The 22,603-nt window shown below is 75.8% G+C and carries 21 protein-coding genes; 13 read left to right on the top strand and 8 right to left on the bottom strand.

What is annotated here, in order from left to right; genetic code table 11:
- The first annotated feature begins 230 nt into the window (after positions 1-230).
- Both AB0881_RS34510 and AB0881_RS34515 read left to right on the top strand, forming a co-directional pair.
- On the top strand, positions 231-2,183 hold the full coding sequence (locus AB0881_RS34510) for a glycosyltransferase family 39 protein (protein WP_366623904.1): 1,953 nt from the start codon (positions 231-233) through the stop codon (positions 2,181-2,183).
- Positions 2,184-2,247: 64 nt separating this feature from the next.
- Positions 2,248-2,547, top strand: coding sequence for a 4a-hydroxytetrahydrobiopterin dehydratase (locus AB0881_RS34515; protein ID WP_366623906.1), 300 nt, complete (start codon positions 2,248-2,250; stop codon positions 2,545-2,547).
- A gap of 93 nt (positions 2,548-2,640) precedes the next feature.
- Here AB0881_RS34515 and AB0881_RS34520 read toward each other — a convergent pair whose 3' ends face one another.
- Together AB0881_RS34520 and AB0881_RS34525 are read right to left on the bottom strand one after the other, a co-directional pair.
- A complete protein-coding gene (locus AB0881_RS34520; protein ID WP_366623908.1) occupies positions 2,641-3,393 on the bottom strand; it encodes an ABC transporter permease in 753 nt (250 codons plus the stop codon).
- Complete coding sequence (locus AB0881_RS34525; protein WP_366623910.1) at positions 3,386-4,399, bottom strand: ATP-binding cassette domain-containing protein; 1,014 nt, start codon at positions 4,397-4,399, stop codon at positions 3,386-3,388. The genes AB0881_RS34520 and AB0881_RS34525 overlap by 8 nt, the downstream gene beginning before the upstream one ends.
- A gap of 112 nt (positions 4,400-4,511) precedes the next feature.
- On the opposite strand from AB0881_RS34525, the gene AB0881_RS34530 reads away from it, so the two are divergent.
- Positions 4,512-5,279, top strand: coding sequence for a TetR/AcrR family transcriptional regulator (locus AB0881_RS34530; RefSeq protein ID WP_366623912.1), 768 nt, complete (start codon positions 4,512-4,514; stop codon positions 5,277-5,279).
- A 121-nt stretch (positions 5,280-5,400) separates the two neighbouring features.
- Here the strand turns inward: AB0881_RS34530 and AB0881_RS34535 are convergent, their stop codons facing one another.
- Together AB0881_RS34535 and AB0881_RS34540 are read right to left on the bottom strand one after the other, a co-directional pair.
- Entirely contained in the window at positions 5,401-5,619 is a 219-nt protein-coding gene (locus tag AB0881_RS34535) for a hypothetical protein (protein ID WP_366623914.1), read from the bottom strand.
- Positions 5,616-7,484: a hypothetical protein gene (locus AB0881_RS34540; RefSeq protein WP_366623916.1), complete on the bottom strand. Its 1,869-nt coding sequence runs from the start codon at positions 7,482-7,484 to the stop codon at positions 5,616-5,618. Before AB0881_RS34540 ends, AB0881_RS34535 begins: the two co-directional genes overlap by 4 nt.
- 125 nt (positions 7,485-7,609) lie before the next feature.
- On the opposite strand from AB0881_RS34540, the gene AB0881_RS34545 reads away from it, so the two are divergent.
- Both AB0881_RS34545 and AB0881_RS34550 read left to right on the top strand, forming a co-directional pair.
- Positions 7,610-8,017: a hypothetical protein gene (locus tag AB0881_RS34545; RefSeq protein ID WP_366623918.1), complete on the top strand. Its 408-nt coding sequence runs from the start codon at positions 7,610-7,612 to the stop codon at positions 8,015-8,017.
- A 3-nt stretch (positions 8,018-8,020) separates the two neighbouring features.
- Positions 8,021-9,325 (top strand): hypothetical protein, encoded by a 1,305-nt coding sequence (locus AB0881_RS34550; RefSeq protein WP_366623920.1) that lies wholly within the window; start codon positions 8,021-8,023, stop codon positions 9,323-9,325.
- A gap of 100 nt (positions 9,326-9,425) precedes the next feature.
- On the opposite strand, the gene AB0881_RS34555 is transcribed toward AB0881_RS34550, so the two are convergent.
- The gene (locus tag AB0881_RS34555; RefSeq protein ID WP_366623922.1) at positions 9,426-10,328 is read right to left on the bottom strand and encodes a hypothetical protein; all 903 of its coding nucleotides are present in this window, start codon (positions 10,326-10,328) and stop codon (positions 9,426-9,428) included.
- A 158-nt stretch (positions 10,329-10,486) separates the two neighbouring features.
- Here AB0881_RS34555 and AB0881_RS34560 point away from each other — a divergent pair, with 158 nt between their 5' ends.
- Both AB0881_RS34560 and AB0881_RS34565 read left to right on the top strand, forming a co-directional pair.
- On the top strand, positions 10,487-11,467 hold the full coding sequence (locus tag AB0881_RS34560) for a WYL domain-containing protein (RefSeq protein ID WP_366623924.1): 981 nt from the start codon (positions 10,487-10,489) through the stop codon (positions 11,465-11,467).
- An 89-nt stretch (positions 11,468-11,556) separates the two neighbouring features.
- A complete protein-coding gene (locus AB0881_RS34565) occupies positions 11,557-11,928 on the top strand; it encodes a VOC family protein (protein WP_366623926.1) in 372 nt (123 codons plus the stop codon).
- A gap of 43 nt (positions 11,929-11,971) precedes the next feature.
- On the opposite strand, the gene AB0881_RS34570 is transcribed toward AB0881_RS34565, so the two are convergent.
- Complete coding sequence (locus AB0881_RS34570; RefSeq protein ID WP_366623928.1) at positions 11,972-12,559, bottom strand: helix-turn-helix domain-containing protein; 588 nt, start codon at positions 12,557-12,559, stop codon at positions 11,972-11,974.
- A gap of 209 nt (positions 12,560-12,768) precedes the next feature.
- Here AB0881_RS34570 and AB0881_RS34575 point away from each other — a divergent pair, with 209 nt between their 5' ends.
- Positions 12,769-14,136 carry an alkaline phosphatase PhoX gene (locus AB0881_RS34575; RefSeq protein WP_366623930.1) on the top strand — a complete coding sequence of 456 codons (1,368 nt, stop codon included), beginning with the start codon at positions 12,769-12,771 and terminating at the stop codon, positions 14,134-14,136.
- 22 nt (positions 14,137-14,158) lie between these two features.
- Here AB0881_RS34575 and AB0881_RS34580 read toward each other — a convergent pair whose 3' ends face one another.
- Positions 14,159-15,283, bottom strand: coding sequence for an epoxide hydrolase family protein (locus tag AB0881_RS34580; protein WP_366623932.1), 1,125 nt, complete (start codon positions 15,281-15,283; stop codon positions 14,159-14,161).
- A gap of 60 nt (positions 15,284-15,343) precedes the next feature.
- On the opposite strand from AB0881_RS34580, the gene AB0881_RS34585 reads away from it, so the two are divergent.
- The 3 genes from AB0881_RS34585 to AB0881_RS34595 are packed head-to-tail and all read left to right on the top strand — an operon-like array spanning position 15,344 to position 18,137.
- A complete protein-coding gene (locus tag AB0881_RS34585) occupies positions 15,344-16,306 on the top strand; it encodes a YafY family protein (protein ID WP_366623934.1) in 963 nt (320 codons plus the stop codon).
- A 30-nt stretch (positions 16,307-16,336) separates the two neighbouring features.
- Complete coding sequence (locus AB0881_RS34590; protein ID WP_366623936.1) at positions 16,337-17,482, top strand: aminotransferase class V-fold PLP-dependent enzyme; 1,146 nt, start codon at positions 16,337-16,339, stop codon at positions 17,480-17,482.
- Positions 17,483-17,495: 13 nt separating this feature from the next.
- Positions 17,496-18,137, top strand: a complete 642-nt coding sequence (locus tag AB0881_RS34595; RefSeq protein WP_366623938.1) for a LysE family translocator — start codon at positions 17,496-17,498, stop codon at positions 18,135-18,137.
- Between the two features lie 21 nt (positions 18,138-18,158).
- Here AB0881_RS34595 and AB0881_RS34600 read toward each other — a convergent pair whose 3' ends face one another.
- Entirely contained in the window at positions 18,159-19,274 is a 1,116-nt protein-coding gene (locus AB0881_RS34600; protein ID WP_366623940.1) for a ketoacyl-ACP synthase III, read from the bottom strand.
- A gap of 222 nt (positions 19,275-19,496) precedes the next feature.
- Between AB0881_RS34600 and AB0881_RS34605 the strand changes: the two genes are divergently transcribed.
- Together AB0881_RS34605 and AB0881_RS34610 are read left to right on the top strand one after the other, a co-directional pair.
- On the top strand, positions 19,497-20,573 hold the full coding sequence (locus AB0881_RS34605) for an acyltransferase domain-containing protein (protein WP_366623942.1): 1,077 nt from the start codon (positions 19,497-19,499) through the stop codon (positions 20,571-20,573).
- Positions 20,574-20,724: 151 nt separating this feature from the next.
- Positions 20,725-22,575, top strand: a complete 1,851-nt coding sequence (locus AB0881_RS34610; RefSeq protein WP_366623944.1) for a hypothetical protein — start codon at positions 20,725-20,727, stop codon at positions 22,573-22,575.
- Positions 22,576-22,603 lie beyond the last annotated feature (28 nt).

Genomic DNA, 22,603 nt, shown 5'->3' on the forward strand with positions numbered 1-22,603 from the left:
GCGCCCCCTGGTCGCGGGGGGCGTGTCCGCCCCCCGTCATATAAATCTTGTGGTGTGTTGCCCCCCCCCCCCCCCACCCCCCCCCCCCCCCCCCCCCCCGGGGGGGGGGGGGGGGCGCCGCCGCCGGCCCGCTGCGCCGGCTGGTCCGGCTGGTTCGGGGCCCCGGGAACGATCCGGCGTGGGCGCGGCCCGCGCTGCTGGCCCTGCTGGCGGGCACCGCGCTGCTGTACGTGTGGGGGCTCGGCGCCTCCGGCTGGGCGAACTCCTTCTACTCGGCGGCCGTGCAGGCGGGTGCGACGAGCTGGAAGGCGTTCTTCTTCGGGTCCTCCGACGGCGCCAACGCGATCACGGTCGACAAGGCGCCGGGCGCGCTGTGGCCGATGGTCCTGGCCGCCCGCGTCTTCGGCGTGAACTCCTGGAGCATCCTCGTCCCGCAGGCGCTGATGGGCGTGGCGACCGTCGGCACGGTGTACGCGGCCGTACGGCGGCGCCTCCCGGCCGGTGCCGCGCTGCTGGCCGGGCTGGCGCTGGCGCTCACGCCGGTCGCGGCGCTGATGTTCCGGTTCAACAACCCCGACGCGCTGCTGGTGCTGCTGCTGACGCTCGGCGCGTACGGGCTGCTGCGGGCGCAGGAGGACGCGAGCACGCGCTGGCTGGTGTGCGCGGCGTCCTGCGTGGGGTTCGGGTTCCTGGCCAAGATGCTCCAGGCGTTCCTGGTCGTGCCGGTGTTCGCGCTGGTCTACCTGCTGGCGGCACCGGCTCCGGTACGGCGCAGGCTGTGGCAGCTGGCCCTGGCCGGGGCGGCGCTGGTGGTCTCGGCGGGGTGGTGGGTCGCGGTGGTCGCGCTCGTGCCCGCCTCGTCCCGGCCGTACATCGGCGGCTCGCAAAACAACAGCGTGCTGGAGCTGGCGCTGGGCTACAACGGCCTGGGGCGCCTCAACGGCGACGAGGTCGGCGGGCTGGGCAACCTGAACCAGAACGCGGGCTGGGACCGGCTGTTCGGCGCCCAGATCGGCGGCCAGATCTCCTGGCTGCTGCCGGCCGCGCTGGTGCTGCTGGCCGCGGGCCTGTGGGCGACCCGCCGGGCGCCGCGCACCGATCCGGTACGGGCGGCGTTCGCGCTGTGGGGCGGCTGGCTGCTGATCACGGGGGTGATCTTCAGCTACATGCAGGGGATCTTCCACGAGTACTACACGGTGGCGCTGGCCCCGCCGGTGGCCGCGCTCGCGGGGATGGGCGTGGGGCTGCTGTGGGAGCGCCGCCGTGGCCGGGCGGCCTCGTTCACGCTGGCGGCCGTGGTGCTGGGGACGGCGGTCTGGGCGTACGTGCTGCTGGGGCGTACGGAGGACTGGAACGCCTGGCTGTCACCGGTGGTCCTCTCAGCGGGCGTGCTGGGCGGCGTCCTGCTGCTCGCGGCGGGCCGGCTGCCTCGCGCGGTCGCGCTGGTCGCGGGTGCGCTGGCCCTGGTCAGCGGCTTCACGGGCCCGGCGGCGTACGCGCTGGACACGGTCGGTACGCCGCACACCGGAGCGATCGTCACCGCGGGGCCGTCGTCCGGTTCCGGCCCGGGCGGCATGCGCGGCGGCCCGCCAGGACGCGGCGGCCCCGGCGGCCGCGGAGGCTTCGCCCCGCCGCCCGGAATGCGGCCCGGCGGCGGCCAGGCCGGCAACGGGGGCAGCCCCGCCGGCGCGCGTCCAGGGGACGGCGGCGGTCCTGCCGGTGGCCGGCAGGGCGCCGGCGGTGCTCCGGGAGCCGACGGCCTTGTGAACGGCCGCCCGGACGGCGGCGGGCGGCGGCCCGGGGGCGGCGGGCTGCTGAACGGGGTCACGCCCGGTGCCGAGGTCACGGCGGCGCTCGCCAAGGACGCCGCGTCCTACACCTGGGTGGCGGCGGCCGTGGGGTCCAACAACGCGGCCGGGTACCAGCTGGCGTCGGGGCGGCCGGTGATGGCCGTGGGCGGCTTCAACGGGACCGACCCGGCACCGACGCTGGAGCGGTTCCAGGAGTACGTGGCGGCCGGGCGGATCCACTACTTCGTCGGCGGCGGCGGGCTGGGGGCGCGGGCCGAGAGCGGCAGCGACGCGGCGCAGCGGATCGCGGCCTGGGTCCAGGCGAACTTCACGGCCACGACGGTCGGCGGCACCACGCTGTACGACCTGACCAGCGCCAATGGCGGGTCCTGACCGGCCGGCCGCCGGCCGGCGTGATCTACTCGGAGGGAGAGTCCACGAGAGAGGGGACGCGGCCATGGCCGAACTGCTGGACGACGCCGCGATCACCGGCCGTCTCAAGGAGCTGCCCGGCTGGACGCGGGACGGCGACAGCATCCGCCGCACGGTGAAGGCGCCGTCGTTCATGGGCGGGATCGAGCTGGTGCTGGAGGTGGCGCGGGCGGCCGAGGAGGCCGACCACCATCCCGACATCGACATCCGCTGGCGGAACGTGACGTTCGCGCTGTCCACGCACAGTGCGGGCGGGCTGACGGCCAAGGACTTCGATCTGGCGGCGCGGATCGACGCGGCCGCCGCCCGGCAGGACGCCGGGTAGCGACGGGCAGGTAGCGACCGGCGGGTGCCGCGCGATCGCCTCCGCCGGGCCGGCGGAGGCGATCGCGGTGTCCTGCCCGCGGGACCGGGGGTTTCAGCGGGTGCGGCGGCGGAACAGCACGCCGGAGAGGGCGACGGCGGCCAGGAGGATGCCGGCGCACCAGGCCAGCGCGACCCAGGGGCGGGTGCCGACGGGCTGGTCGAGCAGCAGCCCGCGCACGGTCTCGATGATCGGGGTGGCGGGCTGGTTGCGGGCGAAGCCGTGCAGCCAGCCGGGCATGGTCTCGACCGGGACGAAGGCGCTGCTGGGGTAGGGCAGGAACAGCACGAAGAACGTGAAGCCGCTGGCGGCCTCGGGCGTGCGGGCCAGCAGGCCGGCGGTGGCGGAGATGGCGGACATCGCGACGATGAACGCGATCAGCACGCCGGCGGTGGCGAGCCAGCCGACCGGGCCGGCGCTCGGCCGGAAGCCGATGAGGAACGCGACGGCGAACACCGCGAGGACCGAGCCGAGGTTGCGCAGGGTGCTGGCGGCGACGTGGCCCGACAGCAGCGCGCGGGCGCCGATGTCCATGGAGCGGAAGCGGTCGACGACGCCCTTGCTCATGTCGTCGGCGACGCTGACGGCGGTCATGGACGCCCCGTACGAGGCGCAGATGATCAGGACGCCGGGCAGCGCGTAGGTGACGTATTCGGTGCCGGTGTCGATGGCGCCGCCGAACAGGTAGACGAACAGCAGCATGATCATCACGGGCAGCAGCAGCGTGATGAGCAGGCCCTCGACGTTGCGCAGCGTCAGCCGGAGGCTGCGGCCGGCCATGACGGGCCAGGCGGTGAGTTCAGACACCGGTGTGCTCCCTGTCGCTCGTGGCGGCTTCGTTGGCGGCTTCGTTGGTGGTTGCGCCGGCGGTTTCGGTGGTGGCGGCCTGGCCGGTCAGGGCGAGGAAGACGTCGTCCAGGGTGGTCTCGTTGACGGTGAAGCGGCGGACGGCGGTGCGGGCGGGGTCGATCTCGTCCAGCAGCGCCCGGATCTCGGCGGCGTCCCCGCCGGTGGTGACGCCGAGGGTGAGGCGGGCGGGGTCGCGCTGGGTGGTGCGGGCGCCTAGCGCGCGTTCCAGGGCCTCGTAGTCGGCGGGGCCGGCGGCGACGAGGTCGAGGCGGCGGCCGGGGATGCGGTCCTTGAGCTCGCCGGCGGTGCCCTGCGCGACGATGCGGCCGGCGTCCAGCAGGGCGATGCGGCCGGCGAGCCGGTCGGCCTCCTCCAGGTACTGGGTGGTGAGCAGGACGGTCACGCCGCCGTCGGCGAGGCCGGTGACCACGTCCCACAGGGCACGCCTGCTGCGGGGGTCCAGGCCGGTGGTGGGCTCGTCCAGGAAGATCACCTGGGGGTCGCCGACGAGGCCGGCGGCCAGGTCGAGGCGGCGGCGCATGCCGCCGGAGTAGGTGGCGACGCGGCGCCCGGCGGCCTCGGTGAGGTCGAAGCGCTCGAGGAGTTCGGCGGCGCGGCGGCGGGCCCGGGCGCGGGGCAGCCGGTGCAGGCGGCCCATCATGCGCAGGTTCTCCTCGCCGGTCTGCAGCTCGTCGACGGCGGCGTGCTGGCCGGTGAGGCTGATGGCCTTGCGGACCCGGCGGCGCTCCTGGACGACGTCGAGGCCGGCGACGCGGGCGGTGCCGGCGTCGGGCGGGGTGAGGGTGGACAGGATGCGGACGGTGGTGGTCTTGCCGGCGCCGTTGGGGCCGAGCAGGGCGAACACGCTGCCCCGCGCGACCTGGAGGTCGACGCCCGACAGGACCGTCACCGCCCCGTAGGACTTGCGAAGCCCGGACGCGCTGATGGCCGGTTCGTCACTCATGGAGCCTCACTCTGTGTATGGCGTACGCTCTACTGTGTATGGCCTACGCGATACTGCGTAGGGTATACACATCACCGGAGGAGCGGTCAAACCCGATGGCGAAGGGCGGCGAGTGGGCCCAGTGGGCGAGGAGAACGGCGGCGGGCTGCCGGAGAGCGTCGAGCTTGCCTGGGGGCTGCGCGACCGGCCCGGCAAGGGCCCCAAGCGGACGCTGAGCCTGAAGGGGATCGTCGAGGCGGCGATCCGAGTCGGGGCGGCCGAGGGGCTGGAGGCGGTGTCGATGAGCCGGGTCGCCGCCGAGGCCGGGGCGTCGACGATGGCGCTGTACCGCTACGTCCCGTCCAAGGGGGACCTGCTCACGCTGATCCTGGACGAGCTGCTCGGGCCGCCGCCGGGGCCGCCGGAACCGGGGACCGGCTGGCGGGAGGCGCTGCGCGAGTTCGCGGTCGCGCTGCGGGAGGTCATCGGCCGCCACCCCTGGGCGCTGAGCATCCCGATCACCGGCCCGCCGGTCATGCCCAACAACGTGGCGTGGATGGAGGCCGGGCTGCGGCGCATGCGCGGCACGGGCCTGGACTCCGGGACGCGGCTCTCGATGCTGACGCTGCTGACCGGGTACGTGCGGTTCACCGCGGCCCTGATCCACGACCTGGAGTCGGCGACCCGCGCGGCGGGCAAGACCGACCAGCAGGTCGCCGTCGACTACGGGACGGTGCTGGCCGCCGTCACCGAAGGGGGCGACTTCCCCGAGCTGCGCGCGATCGTCGCGGAGCAGCTCTTCACCCGGCCGGGCGACGACACGCCCGAGGACGAGTTCGAGTTCGGCCTGGACTGCCTGCTGGACGGCCTGGAGGCGCGGGTGCGGCGCGCCGGCGGCTAGATCGCCGCTCTGCGCACGAACGCGCGGGCCGGCCGGGAGGCGACGCGGACCTCGGAGGGGAGCCGGGAGGCCCCGGGGCGAGGGAGATGGGGTGGGGCCTCCCGGCGTTCCGGCTGCGGTTTCAGCCGGGGTCGTGCAGGTTCTCGCGCTCCTCGCTTCCCTCCTCGTGCCCGGCGTGCCCGGCGTGCCCGTCCTGCCCGTTGGGCTCGTCGTCGTCGCGGTGCCGGTCGCGCCAGACGATGACGGCGATGACCGCGACGACGATGAACGTCGGGACGAAGAACGGGATGGCGCTGACCACCGGGTGCGTGGCCAGCACGCCGTCCACGGCGGGGGTCATGTCGTGACCTTCTCCGGGGCGGCGGCGGACTCGGCGGCGGGCTCGTCGGGGAGCCGGCGGGAGACGCGCGCGGTGCCCCAGCCCAGGGCGAGGATCAGCGCGAGCGTGCAGAACAGCACCACCGAGGAGCAGGCCAGCCACAGCCAGCCGGGGACCCCGGTCTTCAGCTCGCGCTGCAGGATCTGCTTCTCGCTCTGCACGTCGCGGGTGAAACTCGCGGGGGCGGGCAGCTCGCGGGCGCCGATGGCGGGGTCGGCGGGCAGGTAGATCGGCACGCCCGCCAGCGTGCGCCCGTCGTGGACGCGGATCAGGGTCTTCCAGTCGCCGTGCAGCGGCATGGGGGCGCTGGTGCGGTAGACGCCGTCGCCCTCCTCGATCAGCGGTTCGACGTGCAGGCCCTGGCCCTGCCAGCCGGTGATGGCGATCCAGGCGGGGTCGTCGAGCGCGCCGGCCGGGGTGAAGGTGATCCGGGCGTGCGCGGTACGGCCGGCCGCGCCGCCCGTGACGTCGGTGAGGGCGACGGTGGCCTTGACGTTCTGCGGCACACCGATGACCAGCCCGTTGGCGACGGCCGCGGCGACGGCGGCGATCGAGACGGCGAAGGCGGTGCGGGAGACGGCGGGGCGGGGTAGCCGGCCCTCCAGCCCCTCGGCGAGCATGGCGCCGCACAGCCCGCCCGCGACGCCGCCGGCCACGGCCATGAGCATGCCCTCGACCAGGATGTCGCCGGTCCACGGGAGCCGGAACGCGACCTGCGTCCAGGCGTACTCGGCGCCGAACCCGGCGGTGCCGATCAGCACGCCGGACACCGCTCCGAGGGCGAGCGGGCGGCGGGCCAGGGCCAGCGCGGCGATCTCCACGCACAGCGCCTCGGCGAAGTAGAGCGGGACGGCCGCCCACAGCTCGCCGATGACGACGGGGCCGACGATCACCGACACGCCGCCGCGGATCAGCATGTAGAACGCGACCGCGAACAGCGCGCCGCCGCGGCCCACCCACAGGCGGGCGGCGACCAGCGCGCACCCGGCCGCCAGCGCGATCAGCAGCGGCTGGTGCACCAGCCGGAACTGGGGGACGCCGAAGTCGTACTCGGCCTGGAACACCGACAGCCCGATGAGCAGGCCGCCGGCGTGCATGCCGCGGCGGACGTAGCGGACGACGCCGGCCGGGCGGTCGGCGGCGGGGCCGGTCCAGGCGCGGCGGCCCTCGCGTTCCAGGATCATCATGGCGATCAGCGACAGCCCGGCGCCGCCGATGAGCATCAGGTGGGTGGGGCCCCACAGCGTGACGTCCTGGCCGAAGATGCGGTGCCAGACGTCGTCGAGGGGGAAGCCGAGCAGGGCGTAGAAGCCGGCGCCGGCCAGCAGGACGCCGCCGGCGGGGGCGTACCAGTCGCGGGTGATGCGGACCGCGGCGCGGCCGGGGCGCTCGCCCTTGGGCAGGGCCATCGCCAGCACGCCGGCGGTGAAGATGCCGAACAGCCCGATGAGGATCGGGTAGTGCGCGATGTTGGCCAGCGGGCCCTCGTCGCGGCCGTGCGAGATGTGCAGGGAGATGTCCCAGTACATTCCCAGCAGGGCGGTGACCAGGGACAGCAGCGACACCGTGGCGGGCAGTGCGGCCCAGCCGGGGAGTCCCCGGCCCGGCCCCCGCTCGGCCAGCGCGGCCAGCCGGCCGAGCAGGGTGATCTTGCCGGTGCGGTGTCCCCAGCCGAGGACCAGCAGCACGGCGGTCAGCAGGCCGGCGCCGCCTGAGGCGATGATGATCTGGTCCAGTGCCGCGCCGCCCGCGGGCTTGGCCTCGGCGGGTTGCGCGGCGAGCCACAGCGCCGCTTCACGGCCGCCGCTCGTCATCGGGTACCACACGGATGCTCCTATAGCCGTCAAATCGGGGTACAAACTCCGCCCCGGCCGGAGTATGTCATTTTTGAATGTGTCATTGTCTAGTGTCACGTTCTGTGGTGTCGGACACCACCCGAGAGAGGAGAACCATGCGACGGACCCTGGTGACGGTGGTGGCGGCCGGGACGCTGCTGACGGCGGCCGGCTGTGGCGAACCGGCCCCCGAGCCCGCCGCGAGCCCCACGGCCCCCGCCGGTACGGCGGCGCCCTCACCGGCCGCGCCCACGCCCGGGAACAGCACCGACATCGCGGTCACCGTGCGGGACGGCAAGGTCAGCACGGCCTCGGGCCGCGTCAAGGTGCGCCGGGACGCCACCGTGCGGATCACCGTGACCAGCGACGCGGCCGACGAGCTGCACGTTCACGGCTACGACCGCACGCTCGCGCTCAAGCCCGGCACGCCCGGCACGCTCCAGCTGGTCGCCGACACCCCGGGCGTGTTCGAGGTGGAGCTGCACCACTCCGGCGCCCGCGTGCTCGAGCTGCAGGTGAGCTGAGCGGTGCAGGTTCTCGCGCACGGGCTGGGCGGCCGCACCGACCTGCCGCTGGACGCCGTCGCCGCCATCGCCGGCGGCGGGACGGCGGTGGCGGTCTCGTTCCTGGCGCTGACGGCGGCCTGGAAGCGGCCGCGGCTGAGTCCCGGCGGCGGCCGCCCGCTGCCGCCGCGCCTGGCCCGTCTCCTGGATTCGCCCGCCCTGACCGCCGCCGGGCGGGCCGCGGCCCTGCTGGCGGCGGTGCTGGTCACGGTCGTGGCGTTCGCCGGCCCGCCCCGCGACACCGCGAACCTGGCCCCTTGGGCGCTGTACGTGACGTTCTGGGTGGGGCTGGTCCCGGCGAGCGTCCTGCTGGGCCCGGTGTGGAAGCGCGTCAATCCGCTGCGGACCCTGCACGCGGGCCTGTGCCGGGTGACAGGAATCTCACCCGAGGGTGCCCGGACGCTGCCGCCGAGGCTCGGGTGGTGGCCGGCCGCGGCGTGGCTGGCCGGGTTCGTGTGGCTGGAGCTGGTGGCGCCCAACCGTTCCGATCCTCGCGTGGTGGGCGCGCTGATCGTGGCGTACGCCGCGGTCAACGTGGCCTTGGCGGCGCGGTACGGGCGCGGCTGGTTCGATCGCAGCGACGGGTTCGAGGCCTACTCCAGCCTGCTGGCCCGGCTGTGCCCGCTCGGCCGCCGCGGCGACGGCGTCCTGGTGCTGCGCACGCCGCTGACGGGCATCATGGGCGGCGCCGCCGAGCCCGGGCTGGTCGCGGCCGCGTGCGTGCTGATCGGCTCGACCGGCTTCGACGGGATCACCCGCACCACGTACTGGCGCGACAACGTCGACCCGGCCGACCTGGTCGCGGGGACGCTGGGCCTGGCCGGGGCGATCGCGGCCGTGACCGTCCTGTACGTGGCCGCCACCCGGATCAGCGCCGCGCTGACCGGCGGCGATCCGCGCGAGGTGCCGGGCCGGTTCGCCGCCACGCTGCTGCCGATCGCGCTGGGCTACACCCTGGCCCACTACTTCTCGTTCTTCGTGCTGGAGGGGCAGATGACGTTCATCCTGGCCAGCGACCCGTTCGGCACGGGCCTGAACCTGCTGGGCTCCACCGGCAACCGTGTCGACTACGACCTGGCCGGGCCGACGCTGACCGCGCAGGTGCAGGTGAACGCGATCGTGCTGGGGCATATCGCGGCCACCATCGCCGCCCACGATCTGGCCCTGCGCACCCAGCCGCGCGACCGCGCGTTCCGCGGCCAGCTCCCGATCGCGGCCGTCATGGTCGCCCTCACCTGTGCGGGCCTGTTCGCCCTCCTCAGCGGCTGACCGCGCCGGAGCCCGTTCGCACGGTGCGGGCGCGGCTCCGGCGGCAGGGCCCGCGGCGGTGAGGGAGGCCGGGTGAACGGGTCCCGGGCGGGCCGGGCCGTCAGGTGCGCTCGGCCGGCGGCCGATCCTCCAGGCGGGCCTCCGGCTCGTGCTCGCCGCCGCGTTCCCGCCGGTTGTGCCCGGCCTCGGCGTTCTCCCGGTCCGGTTCCGGCTTCGCCTCGTCCCGGTGCTCGCCCAGTTCCTCGACCGCCCCGCGGGTCTCATCGGACGCAGCGGATGCAGCGGCCGCGGCGGCGCGTTCGGCGGCCTTCTCGCGCTGCTTCTCGCGCTGTTTCTTGCGGCGCTCGTGCTCCTGCACGGCGATGCCGATGGCGATCAGGATCGGGCCCCAGTACTTGGCCGAGTCCAGGACCGCCTGGATCCAGCCGGGCAGGGCGAGGTCGGGCAGGGGGATCGAGGGCAGGTCGATGCTGGGCCACGGGATGTCGGGCAGGTCGGGCGGGTCGATGTCGGGGAGGTCGACGGTGGGCAGGTCGATGTCGGGTTTGGGGATCCTGATCAGGGCGGTGATGCCCAGCAGGGGCAGCAGGACCTTGGCGGCCGCCAGCACGACGTGCCGTGCGGCGTATAGCCTGGGGTGGCGGCGGGCGAGGGCCTCGCGGCGGGCGGCGCGGCTGCCTTCGGGCGGGGTGAACCAGGTCTCGCCGGAGCGGTCGATGAGCGCCCGGACGTCCTTGGCGTCCTTGATCTCCAGTTCGGGGGCGGCGGGGGCGAGGGCGCAGTGGGAGAGTTCGCCGCGCCAGTCCCAGGAGGCCTTGACCGTGAGGTCCTCGTGGGTGAGTTTCACCTTCTTCTGGGAGGTGGTCGCCTCGGCCACCATGTCGCCGTCGAGGTAGAGCCGGATGCCCCGTTTCACATCGGTGGCGCCGGACGGCGCCGCCTCGACCTCGAGCCGGTGCCCGTCGTGATCGAGTGTCCAGCGCCCCTGGGCGGTGCGGGCCATCGTGCGTTTCCCCCTGTCGACGGTGCGTGCCTTTCTCCCACCGTGGCAGGCCGGCCGGGCGCGGGGCATCGGACGAAAAGCCATGGCGGATAGACCAAAGTTGCATCGGAGCCGGAAAGAGGTCGGGTCCTGTCCTTGATCGGGCCCATACTGCGGGGATGAGCGGGACGTCGGGACGGCTGCTGCGGCTGCTGTCGCTGCTGCAGGCGCGGCGGGGGTGGAGCGGGCCGGAGCTGGCCGGGCGGCTGGGGGTGTCGGTGCGCACGGTGCGCCGGGACGTCGAGCGGCTGCGCGAGCTGGGGTATCCGGTGCGCGCCGAGCTGGGGACGGCCGGCGGGTACCGGCTGGAGGCGGGGACGGCGATGCCGCCGCTGCTGCTGGACGACGACGAGGCGGTGGCGATCGCGCTGGGGCTGCGCGGCGCGGCCGTGGCCGGCGGGGTGGCGGGGATCGAGGAGTCGTCGGTGCGGGCGCTGGTCAAGCTGGAGCAGGCGCTGCCGGACCGGCTGCGGCGGCGGGTGGGCGCGCTGGGCGCGGCGACCACGCCGATCGGCGGGCCGCCCGCGGGGCCGGCGGTGGCGCCGGAGACGCTGGCGGTGCTGGCCGCGGCGTGCCGGGACCGCGAGCGGCTGCGGTTCGCCTACCGGGACAGGGGCGGGGCGTGCGGCCGCCGGCTGGTGGAGCCGTACGGGCTGGTGTCGGCGGGGCGGCGCTGGTACCTGGTGGCGTGGGACGCCGATCGCGGTGACTGGCGGACGTTCCGCGCCGACCGGCTGGCGGAGCCGTTCCCGACGGGGGTGCGGTCGGCGCCGCGCGAGGTGCCGGGCGGGGACGCGGCCGCGTTCGTGAAGCGGTCGCTGGCGGCGGGCCGGCCGGTGCGGCGGGCGGTGCTGACGGTGCACGCGCCGGCGGCGGTGCTGGCCGACCGGTTCCGGGTGGCGGAGGCGGAGGTGGAGCCGGTGGACGAGCGCACCTGCACGTTGCGGACGGCGGCCGACTCGCTGGAGTGGACGGCGCTGCGGATCGCGTACCTGGATCTGGAGTTCACGGTGCGGGAGCCGCCCGAGCTTGCCGCGCGGCTGCGCGAGCTGGGGGCGCGGCTGCTGCGGGCCGGCGGCGAGGATTCCGCGCGTACCTGACAGGAGGTGACAGGTACCGGCGGCAGGATGCGGGACGCAGGTCGTCAAGAGTCATCGAGAGTCGTCGAGACTGATGCGAGGAGTTCCCCATGCCGGTAAACGCCGAGTTCATCGCCGTGACCATCGACTGCCCGGAGCCGCCGGTGCTGGCGGCCTTCTACCGCGCGCTGACGGGCGCGGAGATCACCTATGACACGGAGGAGGCGGCCGCGGTGCTGCTTCCGGGCGGCACGAACGTGTACTTCCAGAAGGCCGCCGAGCACCGGGCTCCGCGGTGGCCGGACGCGGAGCACCCGCAGCAGTTCCACCTGGACTTCTACGTGGACGATCTGGACAAGGCCGAGGCGGCGGCGCGGGAGGCGGGCGCGGGACGGCCGGACTTCCAGCCGGGTGGGGAGCGCTGGCGGGTGCTGACCGACCCGGCGGGCCACCCGTTCTGCCTGTGCGTGCGCAGCGAGTGAGCCGGGTGGCCGCGGAGCGCTGAACGGGTGAGCGGGGGCGGCGTCAGGCGGGGCGGTAGGGGGCCAGCAGCCGGTCCAGGTCGGCCGTCAGGGTCTCGGCGAGGTCGCCCTCGCCGGTCAGGGCCCACAGGATCAGCGCGCCGTTGTAGGTGATCTGGACCGAGCGGGCCAGGGCGGCGGTGTCGGTGCCGGGGGCCAGGGCGCCGCGGTCGGCGGCCTGTGCGAGCAGGTCGGCGATCTCGGCGCCGACCGCGCGGGCGTGCGCGGCGGCGTGCTCGCGGAATTCGGGGTCGGCCAGGTCGAGCTGGAGGAAGGCCAGGCTGTTGGCCATCTCCTCGGGCGTGCGGACGGCGCCGGCCATGCCGGCCAGCGCCGCCTTCATGATCTCCAGCGGGGCGGTGTGCTCGCCGCGGGCACGGTCGAAGTGGCGGCGGGCGCCGGGGCCGGCGTGGCGGGCCAGTGCCAGGAGCAGGCCGCGCTTGGACCCGAAGCGCTGGACGAGGGTGGCGGGGGCCAGCCCGGCCTCCCGCGCGACGACGCCGAGGGTCAGGCGGCCGGGGCCGAGCCGGCCCAGGGCGCGGGCGGCGGCCTCCAGGATGGCCTCGTCGCTGGTGGTACGCGGGCGCGCCACGGTCGTCCCCCCTGTTCGTGAACGGCTGTTCGGGAACTGTACCGCGCGGCGGAGCCCGCCCCGCGCCGTCCCATTGAGATCATCTTCGCCGTGGGATCGGCCCCCGGCCGCCCGCCGTACGCCTCGCGTTCCCGACGGAAGGCGCGGTTCCCCCCGAATGTGGCATGTGTTACAAACGGGGCTGTTACAGCCGGGCGCAAGGAGGCACCATGACTGTTACACGACGTCAGATCCTCGCCGGGGGCGGAGCGGCGGGCGCCGCCATCGCCTTCACCGGCCCGGTGGACGAGCTGTTCACCGGCGCCCCGGCCGCGGCGCAGGTGGGCGGCGACACCGGCTACGGCCCCCTGGTGCCGGACCCGGACGGCCTCCTGGACCTGCCCCGCGGGTTCCGGTACCGGATCCTGTCGCGCGAGGGGCGGCCAATGCGCTCGGGCGAGGGCCCCGTTCCCAGCAACCACGACGGGATGGCCGCGTTCCCGGGCCGCGGCGGACGCACCTGGCTGGTGCGCAACCACGAGAACCGGCCCGACGCCGAGCACCGCGTCCCCCCGGTCAGGGGGCTGACCTACGACCCGGAGGGCAAGGGCGGCTGCACCGTCCTGGAGATCGGCCGCGACGGGCGGGTGTGCGCCGAGCGGGTCGGCGTCGCCGGCACGGCGGTCAACTGCGCGGGCGGCCCCACCCCCTGGAACACCTGGCTGACCTGCGAGGAGACCGAGGACAAGGCCGGCGTCAACGGCTACACCAAGGACCACGGGTTCGTGTTCGAGGTCGGCACCGACCGGCGCCTGGATCCGGTGCCGCTGACGGCGATGGGGCGCTTCCAGCACGAGGCGGTGGCCATCGACCCGCGCGACGGCGTGGTGTACGAGACCGAGGACGCGTTCGAGAAGCCGTTCGGGCTGTTCTACCGGTTCCTGCCCCGCAGGCCCGGCGGCGGGGTGGGGAGCCTGCGGGCGGGCGGGCGGCTGGAGGCGATGCGGGTCCCGGGCGTACCGGACCTGTCGGCCGTGCAGGAGCCGGGCACCACGTTCTCCAAGGTCCAGTGGCTGCGCGTCCCCGACCCGCTGGCGCGCGAGACGCCGATCCGCTTCCAGGACTTCGGGCCCGGCGGCGTCACCCACGGGCAGAAGCTGGAGGGCTGCTACTGGGGCGGCGACCGGGTCTACTTCGTCACCAGCTTCGCGCGCAGCGACGAGGGGTCGCGGGCCGACCACTTCGGGCAGGTGTGGTCGTACGAGCCGCGCTCGGGCCGGCTGACGCTGGTGATCGTGTTCGGGCCGGGCACCGACGTGACCAAGCCCGGCGAGTCGCCCGACAACATCGCGCTGGCCCCGCAGGGCGGGCTGATGGTGTGCGAGGACGGCGACGGCGCGCAGCACGTGTTCGGCGTCACCCGCGGCCGCCGGGTGTACCCGATGGCGCGCAACCGGCAGAACATCGGGACCGCGCAGGAGCCGGCGTGGGGCGAGTTCGCGGGGGTGACGTTCTCCCCGGACGGCCGCACGATGTTCGTCAACGTCTACGACCCGGGCACGACGTTCGCCGTCACCGGCCCCTGGCGCCGCCACTAGCGGCCGGTGACGGCCGTGCCCTTCAGTGCCGGCCGGTGAAGAAGTCGCGCAGGTCGCCGGCCAGCAGGGCGGGCTGCTCCATGGCGGGGAAGTGGCCGCCGCGCTCGAAGCTGGACCAGTGCGCGGCCACGCCCCGCGGGTCGACCAGCGGCCGGACGGCGGGGTCGGCGGAGAACTCGGCGATCCCGACCGGCACCGAGCCCGGCGACCCCTCGCCGGGCTCGACCGGCGAGGCCATGTCCCGGCGCGCCTCGTAGGCGAAGTGGGCGGAGGAGGCGCCCAGGGCGCCCAGCCAGTACAGGGTGATCTTGGTCAGCAGGTGGTCGCGGTCGACGGCGTCCTCGGGGAGTTCGGCGGCCGGGTCGGTCCACTCCTTGAACTTCTCGGTGATCCAGGCCAGCTGGGCGGCGGGGGAGTCGGTCAGCCCGTACCCGAGGGTCTGCGGGCGGGTGGACTGGATCTGGAAGTTGCCCATGCCCTCCTGGCCGGCCGCGATGCCGGGCCGCACGCCCATGGTGCCGTCGGGGGCCAGGACGCCGAGCATGTCGTCGGTGGCGGCCAGCGCCAGGTGCAGCCCGGCGACCCGGCCCGGGGCCAGCAGCCGCATCGTGTTGGCCACGCCGCTGCCGACGTCGAAGGCGTGCAGGCCGTACCGGTCGTACCCGAGGCGTTCCATCAGCTCGATGAGCGCGGCGGCGGAGCGGTGGACGCCCCAGCCGGGTCCGCTGAGGGGGGTGGAGAACCCGAAGCCCGGCAGGGACGGCGCGATGACGTGGAAGCGCTCCGACAGCGGGCCGATGACCTTCATGAAGTCGGCGGGCGAGCCGGGCCAGCCGTGCAGCAGCACGATCGGCAGCGCGCCGGGGTCGGCGGCGCGGACGTGCGCGAAGTGGAAGGTCTGGCCGTCGATCTCGGTGGTGTACTGCGGGATGTCGTTGAGCGCGGCCTCGTGCTTGCGCCAGTCGTAGCCGTCGCGCCAGTACGCGGCGAGTTCGCGCAGGTAGTCGACGGGAACGCCGCGGCTCCAGCCGGTGCCGGCCGGCTGGGCGGGCCAGCGGGTGCGCGCGAGCCGCTCGCGCAGGTCGTCCAGCTCGGCCTGGGGGACGTCGATGCGGAACGGGCGGACCTGGTCCGGTGTGTTCGTCATGTTCTGAAGCTACGCCCCCTTACGGAACGTGCGGTTCCGCAATGGTGCCAGGATGAGGGCATGCTGGAGACCTCGGTCCGCCTGCTGCGGCTGCTGTCGCTGCTGCAGTCCCGCCCCTCCTGGCCGGGCGCCGAACTGGCCGCGCGCCTGGAGGTGACGACCCGTACCGTCCGCAACGACGTCGAGCGGCTGCGGATCCTGGGCTACCAGGTGCACTCGACGACGGGCATCGCCGGCGGCTACCGGCTGGGCGCGGGCGGCACGCTGCCGCCGCTGCTGCTGGACGACGAGGAGGCGGTCGCGGTGGCCGTCAGCCTGCACGCGGCCGCCGGCGGCACGGTCGCGGGGATCGAGGAGACCTCGGTGCGCGCGCTGGCGAAGCTGCAGCGGATGCTGCCCTCGCGGCTGCGGCACCGTACCGAGGCGGTCGGCGCGGCGACGGTGTCGGTGGCCGCGGGCGGCCCGGTGGTGGACGCGGCGGCGCTGACGGTGATCGCCGCGGCCGTCCGCGACCACGAGCGGCTGCGGTTCGACTACCGCGGCCACGACGGGACCGCGAGCGTGCGCACCGCAGAGCCGCACCGCCTGGTCTACACCGGCCGCCGCTGGTACCTGCTGGCCTGGGACTGCGACCGGGACGACTGGCGGACCTTCCGCGCCGACCGGATCAGCCCCCGCACGCCCAACGGGCCGCGGTTCGTCCCGCGCGAGCCGCCCGAGGGCGGGGCGGGCGCGCACGTGGTGCGGGGGGCGGGTTCGCGGGCCTGGCGGTACCCGGCGCGGGTGCGCCTGCAGGCCCCGGCCGAGGCGGTCGCCGAGCGGCTCACCCCGGCCGCGGGCCTGCTGCGCACGGTGGACGCGCGGACGTGCGAGCTGGAGACCGGCGGCGACTCCCTGCACGACCTGGCGGGCTTCCTGGGGAGCCTGGGCGTGGGGTTCACCGTCCTGGACCCGCCCGAGCTGCGCGATCATCTGCGCGCGCTCGCCGCCCGCTACGCGGCCGCCGCCGGGCCGCCCGGCTGACCGCGCGCGCCGATGCGCGATGATCGGGCCATGGGCGAGATGACGATCGCGCGGGCGCGCGAGGCGTTCACGGCGCGGACGGCCTACCTGGACACCGCGACGTACGGGCTGCCGCCGCGGGCGGCGCACGAGGCGGTGCTGGCGGCCGAGCGCGACCGCGCGGCGGGGCTGCTGGCCGCGGGGGTGATGGACGAGGCGGTGGCGCGGTCGCGGGCGGCGTTCGGGGCGCTGGTGGGGGTCGCGCCGGAGCGGGTCGCGATCGGGCCGCAGGTGTCGTACTTCGTCGGGCTGGTGGCGGCGTCGCTGCGCGAGGGCACGACGGTGCTGGTGGCCGACGGGGACTTCACCTCGCTGCTGTTCCCGTTCCTGGCCCGTCCCGGGATCGGGGTGCGGTCGGTGCCGCTGGAGGAGATGCCCGGCGCGGTCGGCCCGGACGTGGGGCTGGTGGCGGTGTCGGCGGTGCAGTCGGCCGACGGGCGGATCGCGCCGATGGAGGACCTGATCGCCGCGGCCCGCGCGCACGGCGCCCGGGTGCTGCTGGACGCCACGCAGGCCGCGGGCTGGCTGCCGCTTCCCGCCGGCCGGGTCGACCTGCTGGTGTGCGGCGGCTACAAGTGGCTGCTGGGACCGCGCGGCACGTGCTTTCTGGCGGGGACGGACGAGGCACTGGCGGAGCTGCCGGCCATCGCGGCGGGCTGGTACGCCGGGGAGCGGCCGTGGGAGTCGGTGTACGGGCTGCCGCTGCGGCTGGCCGGCGGCGCGCGCCGGCTGGACCTGTCGCCGGCCTGGCAGAGCTGGGCGGGGCAGGCGCCGGCGCTGGAACTGCTGGCGCGGGTGGGGGTGGAGGCGGTGCACGCCCATGACGTGGCGATGGCTCGGCGGTTCCGGGCGGGGCTGGGGCTGCCGCCGGGGGATTCGGCGATCGTGTCGGTGAAGGTGCCGGAGGGGACGGCCGAGCGTTTGCGGGCCGGCGGGGTGGCCGCCTCGGTGCGGGCCGGGCGGCTGCGCTGCGCGTTCCATCTCTACACCACCGAGCGGGACGTGGACCTGGCGGTGGAGCTGCTGGCCGGTACCCTGGCCGACGGCCCCGAGCGCAACATCGAGGCCGACATCGAGGGCCACATCGAGGGCCACATCGAGGGCAACATCAAGGCCGATGCCGAGGGGAACGGGTGACGGGGTGACGGGGATGTCGACGGCGCAGATGGCCGCGTTCGCGCTGGCGATGTCGGTGGGCGCGATGTCGCCCGGCCCCGACTTCGCGATCGTGGTGCGGAACGCGGCGCTCGGCGGCCGCCGCGGCGGCACGGTGACGGCGCTGGGGGTGGCCGCCGGGGTGCTGGTGTGGGCGGCGACGGCCGCGCTGGGCGTGGCGGCGCTGCTGGCGGCCTCGGCGACGGCGTTCACGGTGGTGAAGGCGGTCGGCGCGGTGTACCTGCTGTATCTGGGGATCCGGTCGCTGCGCGCGGCGGTCCGCCGCGGCGGCGAGGGGCCGGACGGGCAGGACGGGGAGAACGGGGAGCGCCCGGCCGTCTCGCGGGGCACGGCGTTCCGGCAGGGCCTGCTGTGCAACGTGCTGAACCCGAAGGCGGCGGTGTTCTTCGTGGCGCTGATGCCGCAGTTCCTGGGCGAGCACCCGGCGGTCACCGACACGCTGGTGCTGTCGGTGATCGCCGCGGTGGTGGCGCTGGCGTGGTTCACGGTGGTGGCGAACGTGGTGGGCGCGCTGCGCCGGCTGTTCGCGCGCGAGCGGGTCCGCCGCGCGATCGACGGGATGACGGGCGCCGCGATGATCGGCCTGGGCCTGCGCCTGGCCGTCTCCCGCGCCTGAGCCCCCTCCCGCGCGCGGGCGTCAGCCCGGCGGCCAGGTGACGACGGTGCGCGCCCAGGTCAGCCCGGCTCCGAATCCGGCGAGCAGGACCAGCTCGCCGGGGGCGATGCCGCGGGTGCGCACGGCGCGGTCGAGGGCGTAGGGGAGGCTGGCGGCGCCGATGTTGCCGGCGTCGTGGCCGGCGATGGCCAGCTGGGCGGGTTCCAGTCCCGCCTCGGCGGCCAGCGACGCCACCAGCCGCGGGTTGGGCTGGTGGGGGACGACCAGGTCCAGGTCGGCGGGCTTGACGCCGGCGTCCTCGGCGGCCTCGCCGACCAGCCGGGGGAAGATCTCGGTGATGAAGTCGCGGACGGCGCGGCCGTCCATGTGGATGGTGTGCGCGCGTTCGGCCAGCGTGCCGGGTCCGGCGGGCCGGCGGCTGCCGCCGGCGGGGATGAGGACGTCGCCGGCGCGGGTGCCGTCCGAGCCGAGGGTGAGCGGGCCGATCCCGTACGGAGCGGGTGCGGGGCCGACGACCGCGGCGGCGGCGCCGTCGCCGAACAGCGCGCGGGTGGCGCGGTCGCCGGGGTCCAGGAAGCGGGAGTAGACCTCGACGCCGATGACCAGGGCGTGCGGGGCGGGGCCGGGGCGGGCGGTGGCCAGCCAGCCGACGGCGGCCTGCAGCCCGTACACGAATCCGGTGCAGGCGGCGGCGATGTCGAAGGCGGCGGCGCGGCGGGCGCCCAGGAGGGCCTGGACGCGGCAGGCGGTGGCGGGGCCGAGTTCGTCGGGGGTGGAGGTGCCCAGCACGATCAGCCCGATGTCGCGGGGGCCCAGCCCGGCGGCGTCCAGGGCGCGGCGGGCGGCCTCGGCGGCGAGGTCGGAGGCGGCCTGGCCGGGGGCGGCGGCGTGCCGGCCGCGGATCCCGGTGCGGCGCTCGATCCAGCCGGGGTCCAGGCCCAGCTCGCGCGAGACGTCCTCGCTGGGGATCGGCGGCCCGGGCAGGTACGAGCCGGTCGCGCGGATCGCCCAGGCCCGGTGATCGGGCGGCGGGTGTTCGGGGGGCCGGTGCTCGGCGTACCGGTGGGCTGAGTGCCGGGTGTCCGGGTGCCGGGTGTCCGGGTGCTCGCGATCGAGGTGCTGCGGCCGGGCGGGCATGGGGCGCCTCCTGTCTCCCTCTCCCTGGCTCTGTCTGGCTCTCTTTCGTGGCTTCCGGGACCGTTCCGGGCGGGGTGACCGGCCGCTGGCGGTGCGGACGGTTGTCAGGCCGATTCATTGAGTGATAATTGAATTTCGCACCGTTTGTGCCTTACTAGGTGGTTCAGCGCGCGCTTTATCCGTACGGCAAAGAGAGTCTCCCCTCGAGGTAAGGAGAGCCGCGTGGCCCTCTCTTCCGGCTGGACGCACGAGCACAGGCCCGACGACGCCTGCGCGTTCCTGTTCCCCGGCACCGGCGCGGCCGGCCCGCCCGACCTGCGGGCGCTGGCCGCCCGCGGCCCCGCCGCCGCGTGCGCGGTCGACGACGTCCTGGACGCGGTCCGCGAGGCCCTGCCGCGCTCGCCGCGGTGGCCGTCGATGCGCGCGATCCTGCTGGAGGACCCCGCCCGCTACCGCGCGGCGGCCCGCGTCCCGGGGGTGGCGCAGCTGGCCGCCTACACCGCCTCGGTGGCCGCCGACCGGGCGCTGCGCGCCACCGGGACCGTGCCCGCCTTCGCCGTCGGGCAGAGCTTCGGCGAGATCGCCGCGCTGGTGTGCGCGGGCGCGTTCAGCGTCAGCGACGGCGCGCGGATGGCGCGCAGCCTGGTGGAGGTGCTGGCGCGCCGCGGCGCCGGCGGCGGGCTGGGCCTGCTGGAGACCGGCGAGGACGGCGCCGAGGCCCTCATCGCCCGCGCCGGCGCCGCCGGGCAGGTGGTGGTGGCCTGCCTGAACGCCCCCTCGGCCACGGTGGTCGCGGGGCCGGGCGGCCCGCTGGAGCAGGTCCTGGACACCGCCCGCGCGGACGGCGTGCGCGCGGTGCGGCTGGCGGTGCCCTACCTGTCGCACCATCCGGCCATGGCCGGCGCCGACGACCAGTGGTGCGCGATGATCCGCGCCTATCCGCGGCGGCCGATGCGGATCCCGGTGCACTCGCCGGTACGCGGCCGCGCCTACACCGACGACGACGATCTGCACCGCGCGCTGGCCGACTGCATCGTGCGGCCGGTGCGGCTGCCGGAGACGCTGCGGGCGGTGCACCGGGCGGGGGCGTCGCTGTTCGTCGAGGCGGGCGCGGGGGAGGCGCTGTGCCAGTGCGCGCGGCTGACGCTGCCGGGGGTGGCGACGCTGGCTCCGCTGCGCGAGCGCCCGCGCCGCGCCCCGGCCGGCCTGACCGGCGGTCCCGGCGGGGCGGCGGGCGGGTCCGCGCGGTCCGTCCACGACCCGGTGCGCGGCGCGGCGGGCGCCCGTTCCGACGGCTGACCCGCTCCGCCTCCCTCGGCACCCGCGCCCCGCGATCCCCCCGCCCCCGACCTCTGCCCCCTGCCCTTTGCCCCCTGCCCTTTGCCCTCTGAGCCCCGCGCCCCCGGCCGCGCGTGCGCGGGGTCCCCGACCCGTGAACAGGAGCGCCGCGATGGGCACCGTCCGTCCCCCCTTCTCCCACCCCGACCCCGAGCCGGACGCGCTGGCGGCGTTCGTGCGCGGGCCGGGGCTCACCGCCAAGACGCGTGCGCTGCTGGCCGAGGCGGTGCCGGGGGAGTTCTTCGCCCTGCCCGACGGGCTGGCGCCGCGCGAGCGGCAGGCGCTGACCTACCGGCGGTTGCGCGCGGCCGGGCGGGCCGCGCCGCCGGCCGCCGAGCTGCTCGACGATCCGCCCGCGCTGTGCGCGCTGCTGGAGCGCGCCGCGATCGCCGACCCGGCGCTGTTCCACGTGATGCTGCTGCACTACACCTTGGCGCTGGGCCCGATCCTGCGGTTCGGCGCCGAGCAGGAGGGGCCGCGGCGCGAGCGCGAGTCGCTGGAGTCGATGGCCTCGTTCGGGACGCTGCTGATGACCGAGGTGGGCCGCAGCAACAGCCACCTGTCGCCGCGCACCCTCGCCCGCTTCGACGCCGCGACCGGCGGGTTCGTGCTGGAGACGCCGGACGCGGCGGCGGCCAAGTTTCCCACCAGCACCGCCCACCCGGCCGTCCCCAAGACCGCCGCCGTCTACGCCACGCTCGTGCACGGTGGCGCCGAGCGGGGGGTGTTCGTGTTCGTGGTGCCGGTGCGGGGGCCGGACGGGGCGCCGCCCGCGGGCGTGACGATCGTTCCCGCGCCCGACACCACCGGCCTGCAGGTCGACTACGCGGCCGTGCGGCTGGACGGGCTGCGCGTGCCGTACGAGGCGTGGCTGCGCGACGGCGCGCGGCTGGGCGCCGACGGCTCCTTCCACGACCCGGCGGGCGGGCCGGCGCAGCGGCTGACGCGGTCGATGGGGATCGCGCCGGCGGTGTGGCGGGCGGTGGTGTCGGTGTCGGCGGCGATCACGCGGGCCTCGGCGCACCTGCTGTGGGCGCATTCGGCGGGCCGCTCCACGCTGGGGCGGCTGGCGCCGCGGCGGCCGCTGACCGACTACCGCAACCAGCGGGAGGCGGTGCTGGGCGCGCTGGCGTCGGCGTACGCGCTGACGGCGGTGGCGGGGCGGGTGAAGGGGGCCCGTACCGGCGCCGACGGCCCCGGCCCGGACCCGGACGCGGTGCCGGGCGGGGGGCCGGAGACGGCGTGGGCGCCGTGGTCGGCGGTGGACCGGGACCTGGCGCTGCTGAAGGCCGCGGCGACCGAGCTGGCGCAGGAGACGGTGTCGATGTGCCGGGTGCACGCGGGCGCGCCGGGGTTCACCGCGACCGACCGCCTCAACGGCTATCGCGGGCTGGCGCACGCCTACATGAACGCCGGCGGCGACAACGAGCTGATCCTGTTCGATACGGCGCGGGCGATGGCCGACCTGGACCGGTACGTGCCGCCGCGCCCCGGGCCGGCGCCGCGCGGCGCCGGGGACCTGCTGGATCCGGGCGAGTGGGTGCGGCTGGCGGGCGCGTGCGAGGCGCGGATGCGCGAGCGGCTGGCCGAGCGGGTCGCGGCCGAGCTGGCGGCGGGCGCGGACGCGGACGCGTTCACGGCCTGGAACGCCAACCTGACGCTGGCGTCCCGCACGGCGCGGGCGTGCGCGGACCGGATGGTGCTGGAGATCTGCGCGCGGGCGGCCGGGTCGGGGCCGGCGGTGCTGCGGCCGCTGCTGGGCCTGCACGCGCTGGGGTGGATGGACCGGCGGGCCGGGACGCTGCTGGACGCGGGGGTGCTGGAGCCGGGGTCGCTGCAGCGGGTGTGGGACCTGCGGGGGCGGCTGGGCGAGGAGCTGGCGCCGCGGGCGGCGGAACTGGCGGCGGCGCTGGAGGTGCCGGCGGAGGTGTCCGCGCCGGTGTCGTTCGTCCCGGGGCTGTGACCGGTCCCTGAAAGCCCCCTGAATCGTG

This window comes from Spirillospora sp. NPDC029432, from assembly GCF_040703975.1.
Lineage (GTDB): Bacteria > Actinomycetota > Actinomycetes > Streptosporangiales > Streptosporangiaceae > Spirillospora.

Excerpts from the sequence above, each read along its gene's own strand:
- AB0881_RS34565 (WP_366623926.1), top strand. The coding sequence starts at position 11,557 with ATGCCGGTAAACGCCGAGTTCATCGCCGTGACCATCGACTGCCCGGAG.
- AB0881_RS34555 (WP_366623922.1), bottom strand. The coding sequence starts at position 10,328 with ATGGCCCGCACCGCCCAGGGGCGCTGGACACTCGATCACGACGGGCAC.
- AB0881_RS34515 (WP_366623906.1), top strand. The coding sequence starts at position 2,248 with ATGGCCGAACTGCTGGACGACGCCGCGATCACCGGCCGTCTCAAGGAG.
- AB0881_RS34525 (WP_366623910.1), bottom strand. The coding sequence starts at position 4,399 with ATGAGTGACGAACCGGCCATCAGCGCGTCCGGGCTTCGCAAGTCCTAC.
- AB0881_RS34585 (WP_366623934.1), top strand. The coding sequence starts at position 15,344 with ATGCTGGAGACCTCGGTCCGCCTGCTGCGGCTGCTGTCGCTGCTGCAG.
- AB0881_RS34545 (WP_366623918.1), top strand. The coding sequence starts at position 7,610 with ATGCGACGGACCCTGGTGACGGTGGTGGCGGCCGGGACGCTGCTGACG.
- AB0881_RS34595 (WP_366623938.1), top strand. The coding sequence starts at position 17,496 with ATGTCGACGGCGCAGATGGCCGCGTTCGCGCTGGCGATGTCGGTGGGC.
- AB0881_RS34560 (WP_366623924.1), top strand. The coding sequence starts at position 10,487 with ATGAGCGGGACGTCGGGACGGCTGCTGCGGCTGCTGTCGCTGCTGCAG.
- AB0881_RS34600 (WP_366623940.1), bottom strand. The coding sequence starts at position 19,274 with ATGCCCGCCCGGCCGCAGCACCTCGATCGCGAGCACCCGGACACCCGG.
- AB0881_RS34610 (WP_366623944.1), top strand. The coding sequence starts at position 20,725 with ATGGGCACCGTCCGTCCCCCCTTCTCCCACCCCGACCCCGAGCCGGAC.
- AB0881_RS34580 (WP_366623932.1), bottom strand. The coding sequence starts at position 15,283 with ATGACGAACACACCGGACCAGGTCCGCCCGTTCCGCATCGACGTCCCC.
- AB0881_RS34535 (WP_366623914.1), bottom strand. The coding sequence starts at position 5,619 with ATGACCCCCGCCGTGGACGGCGTGCTGGCCACGCACCCGGTGGTCAGC.
- AB0881_RS34590 (WP_366623936.1), top strand. The coding sequence starts at position 16,337 with ATGGGCGAGATGACGATCGCGCGGGCGCGCGAGGCGTTCACGGCGCGG.
- AB0881_RS34575 (WP_366623930.1), top strand. The coding sequence starts at position 12,769 with ATGACTGTTACACGACGTCAGATCCTCGCCGGGGGCGGAGCGGCGGGC.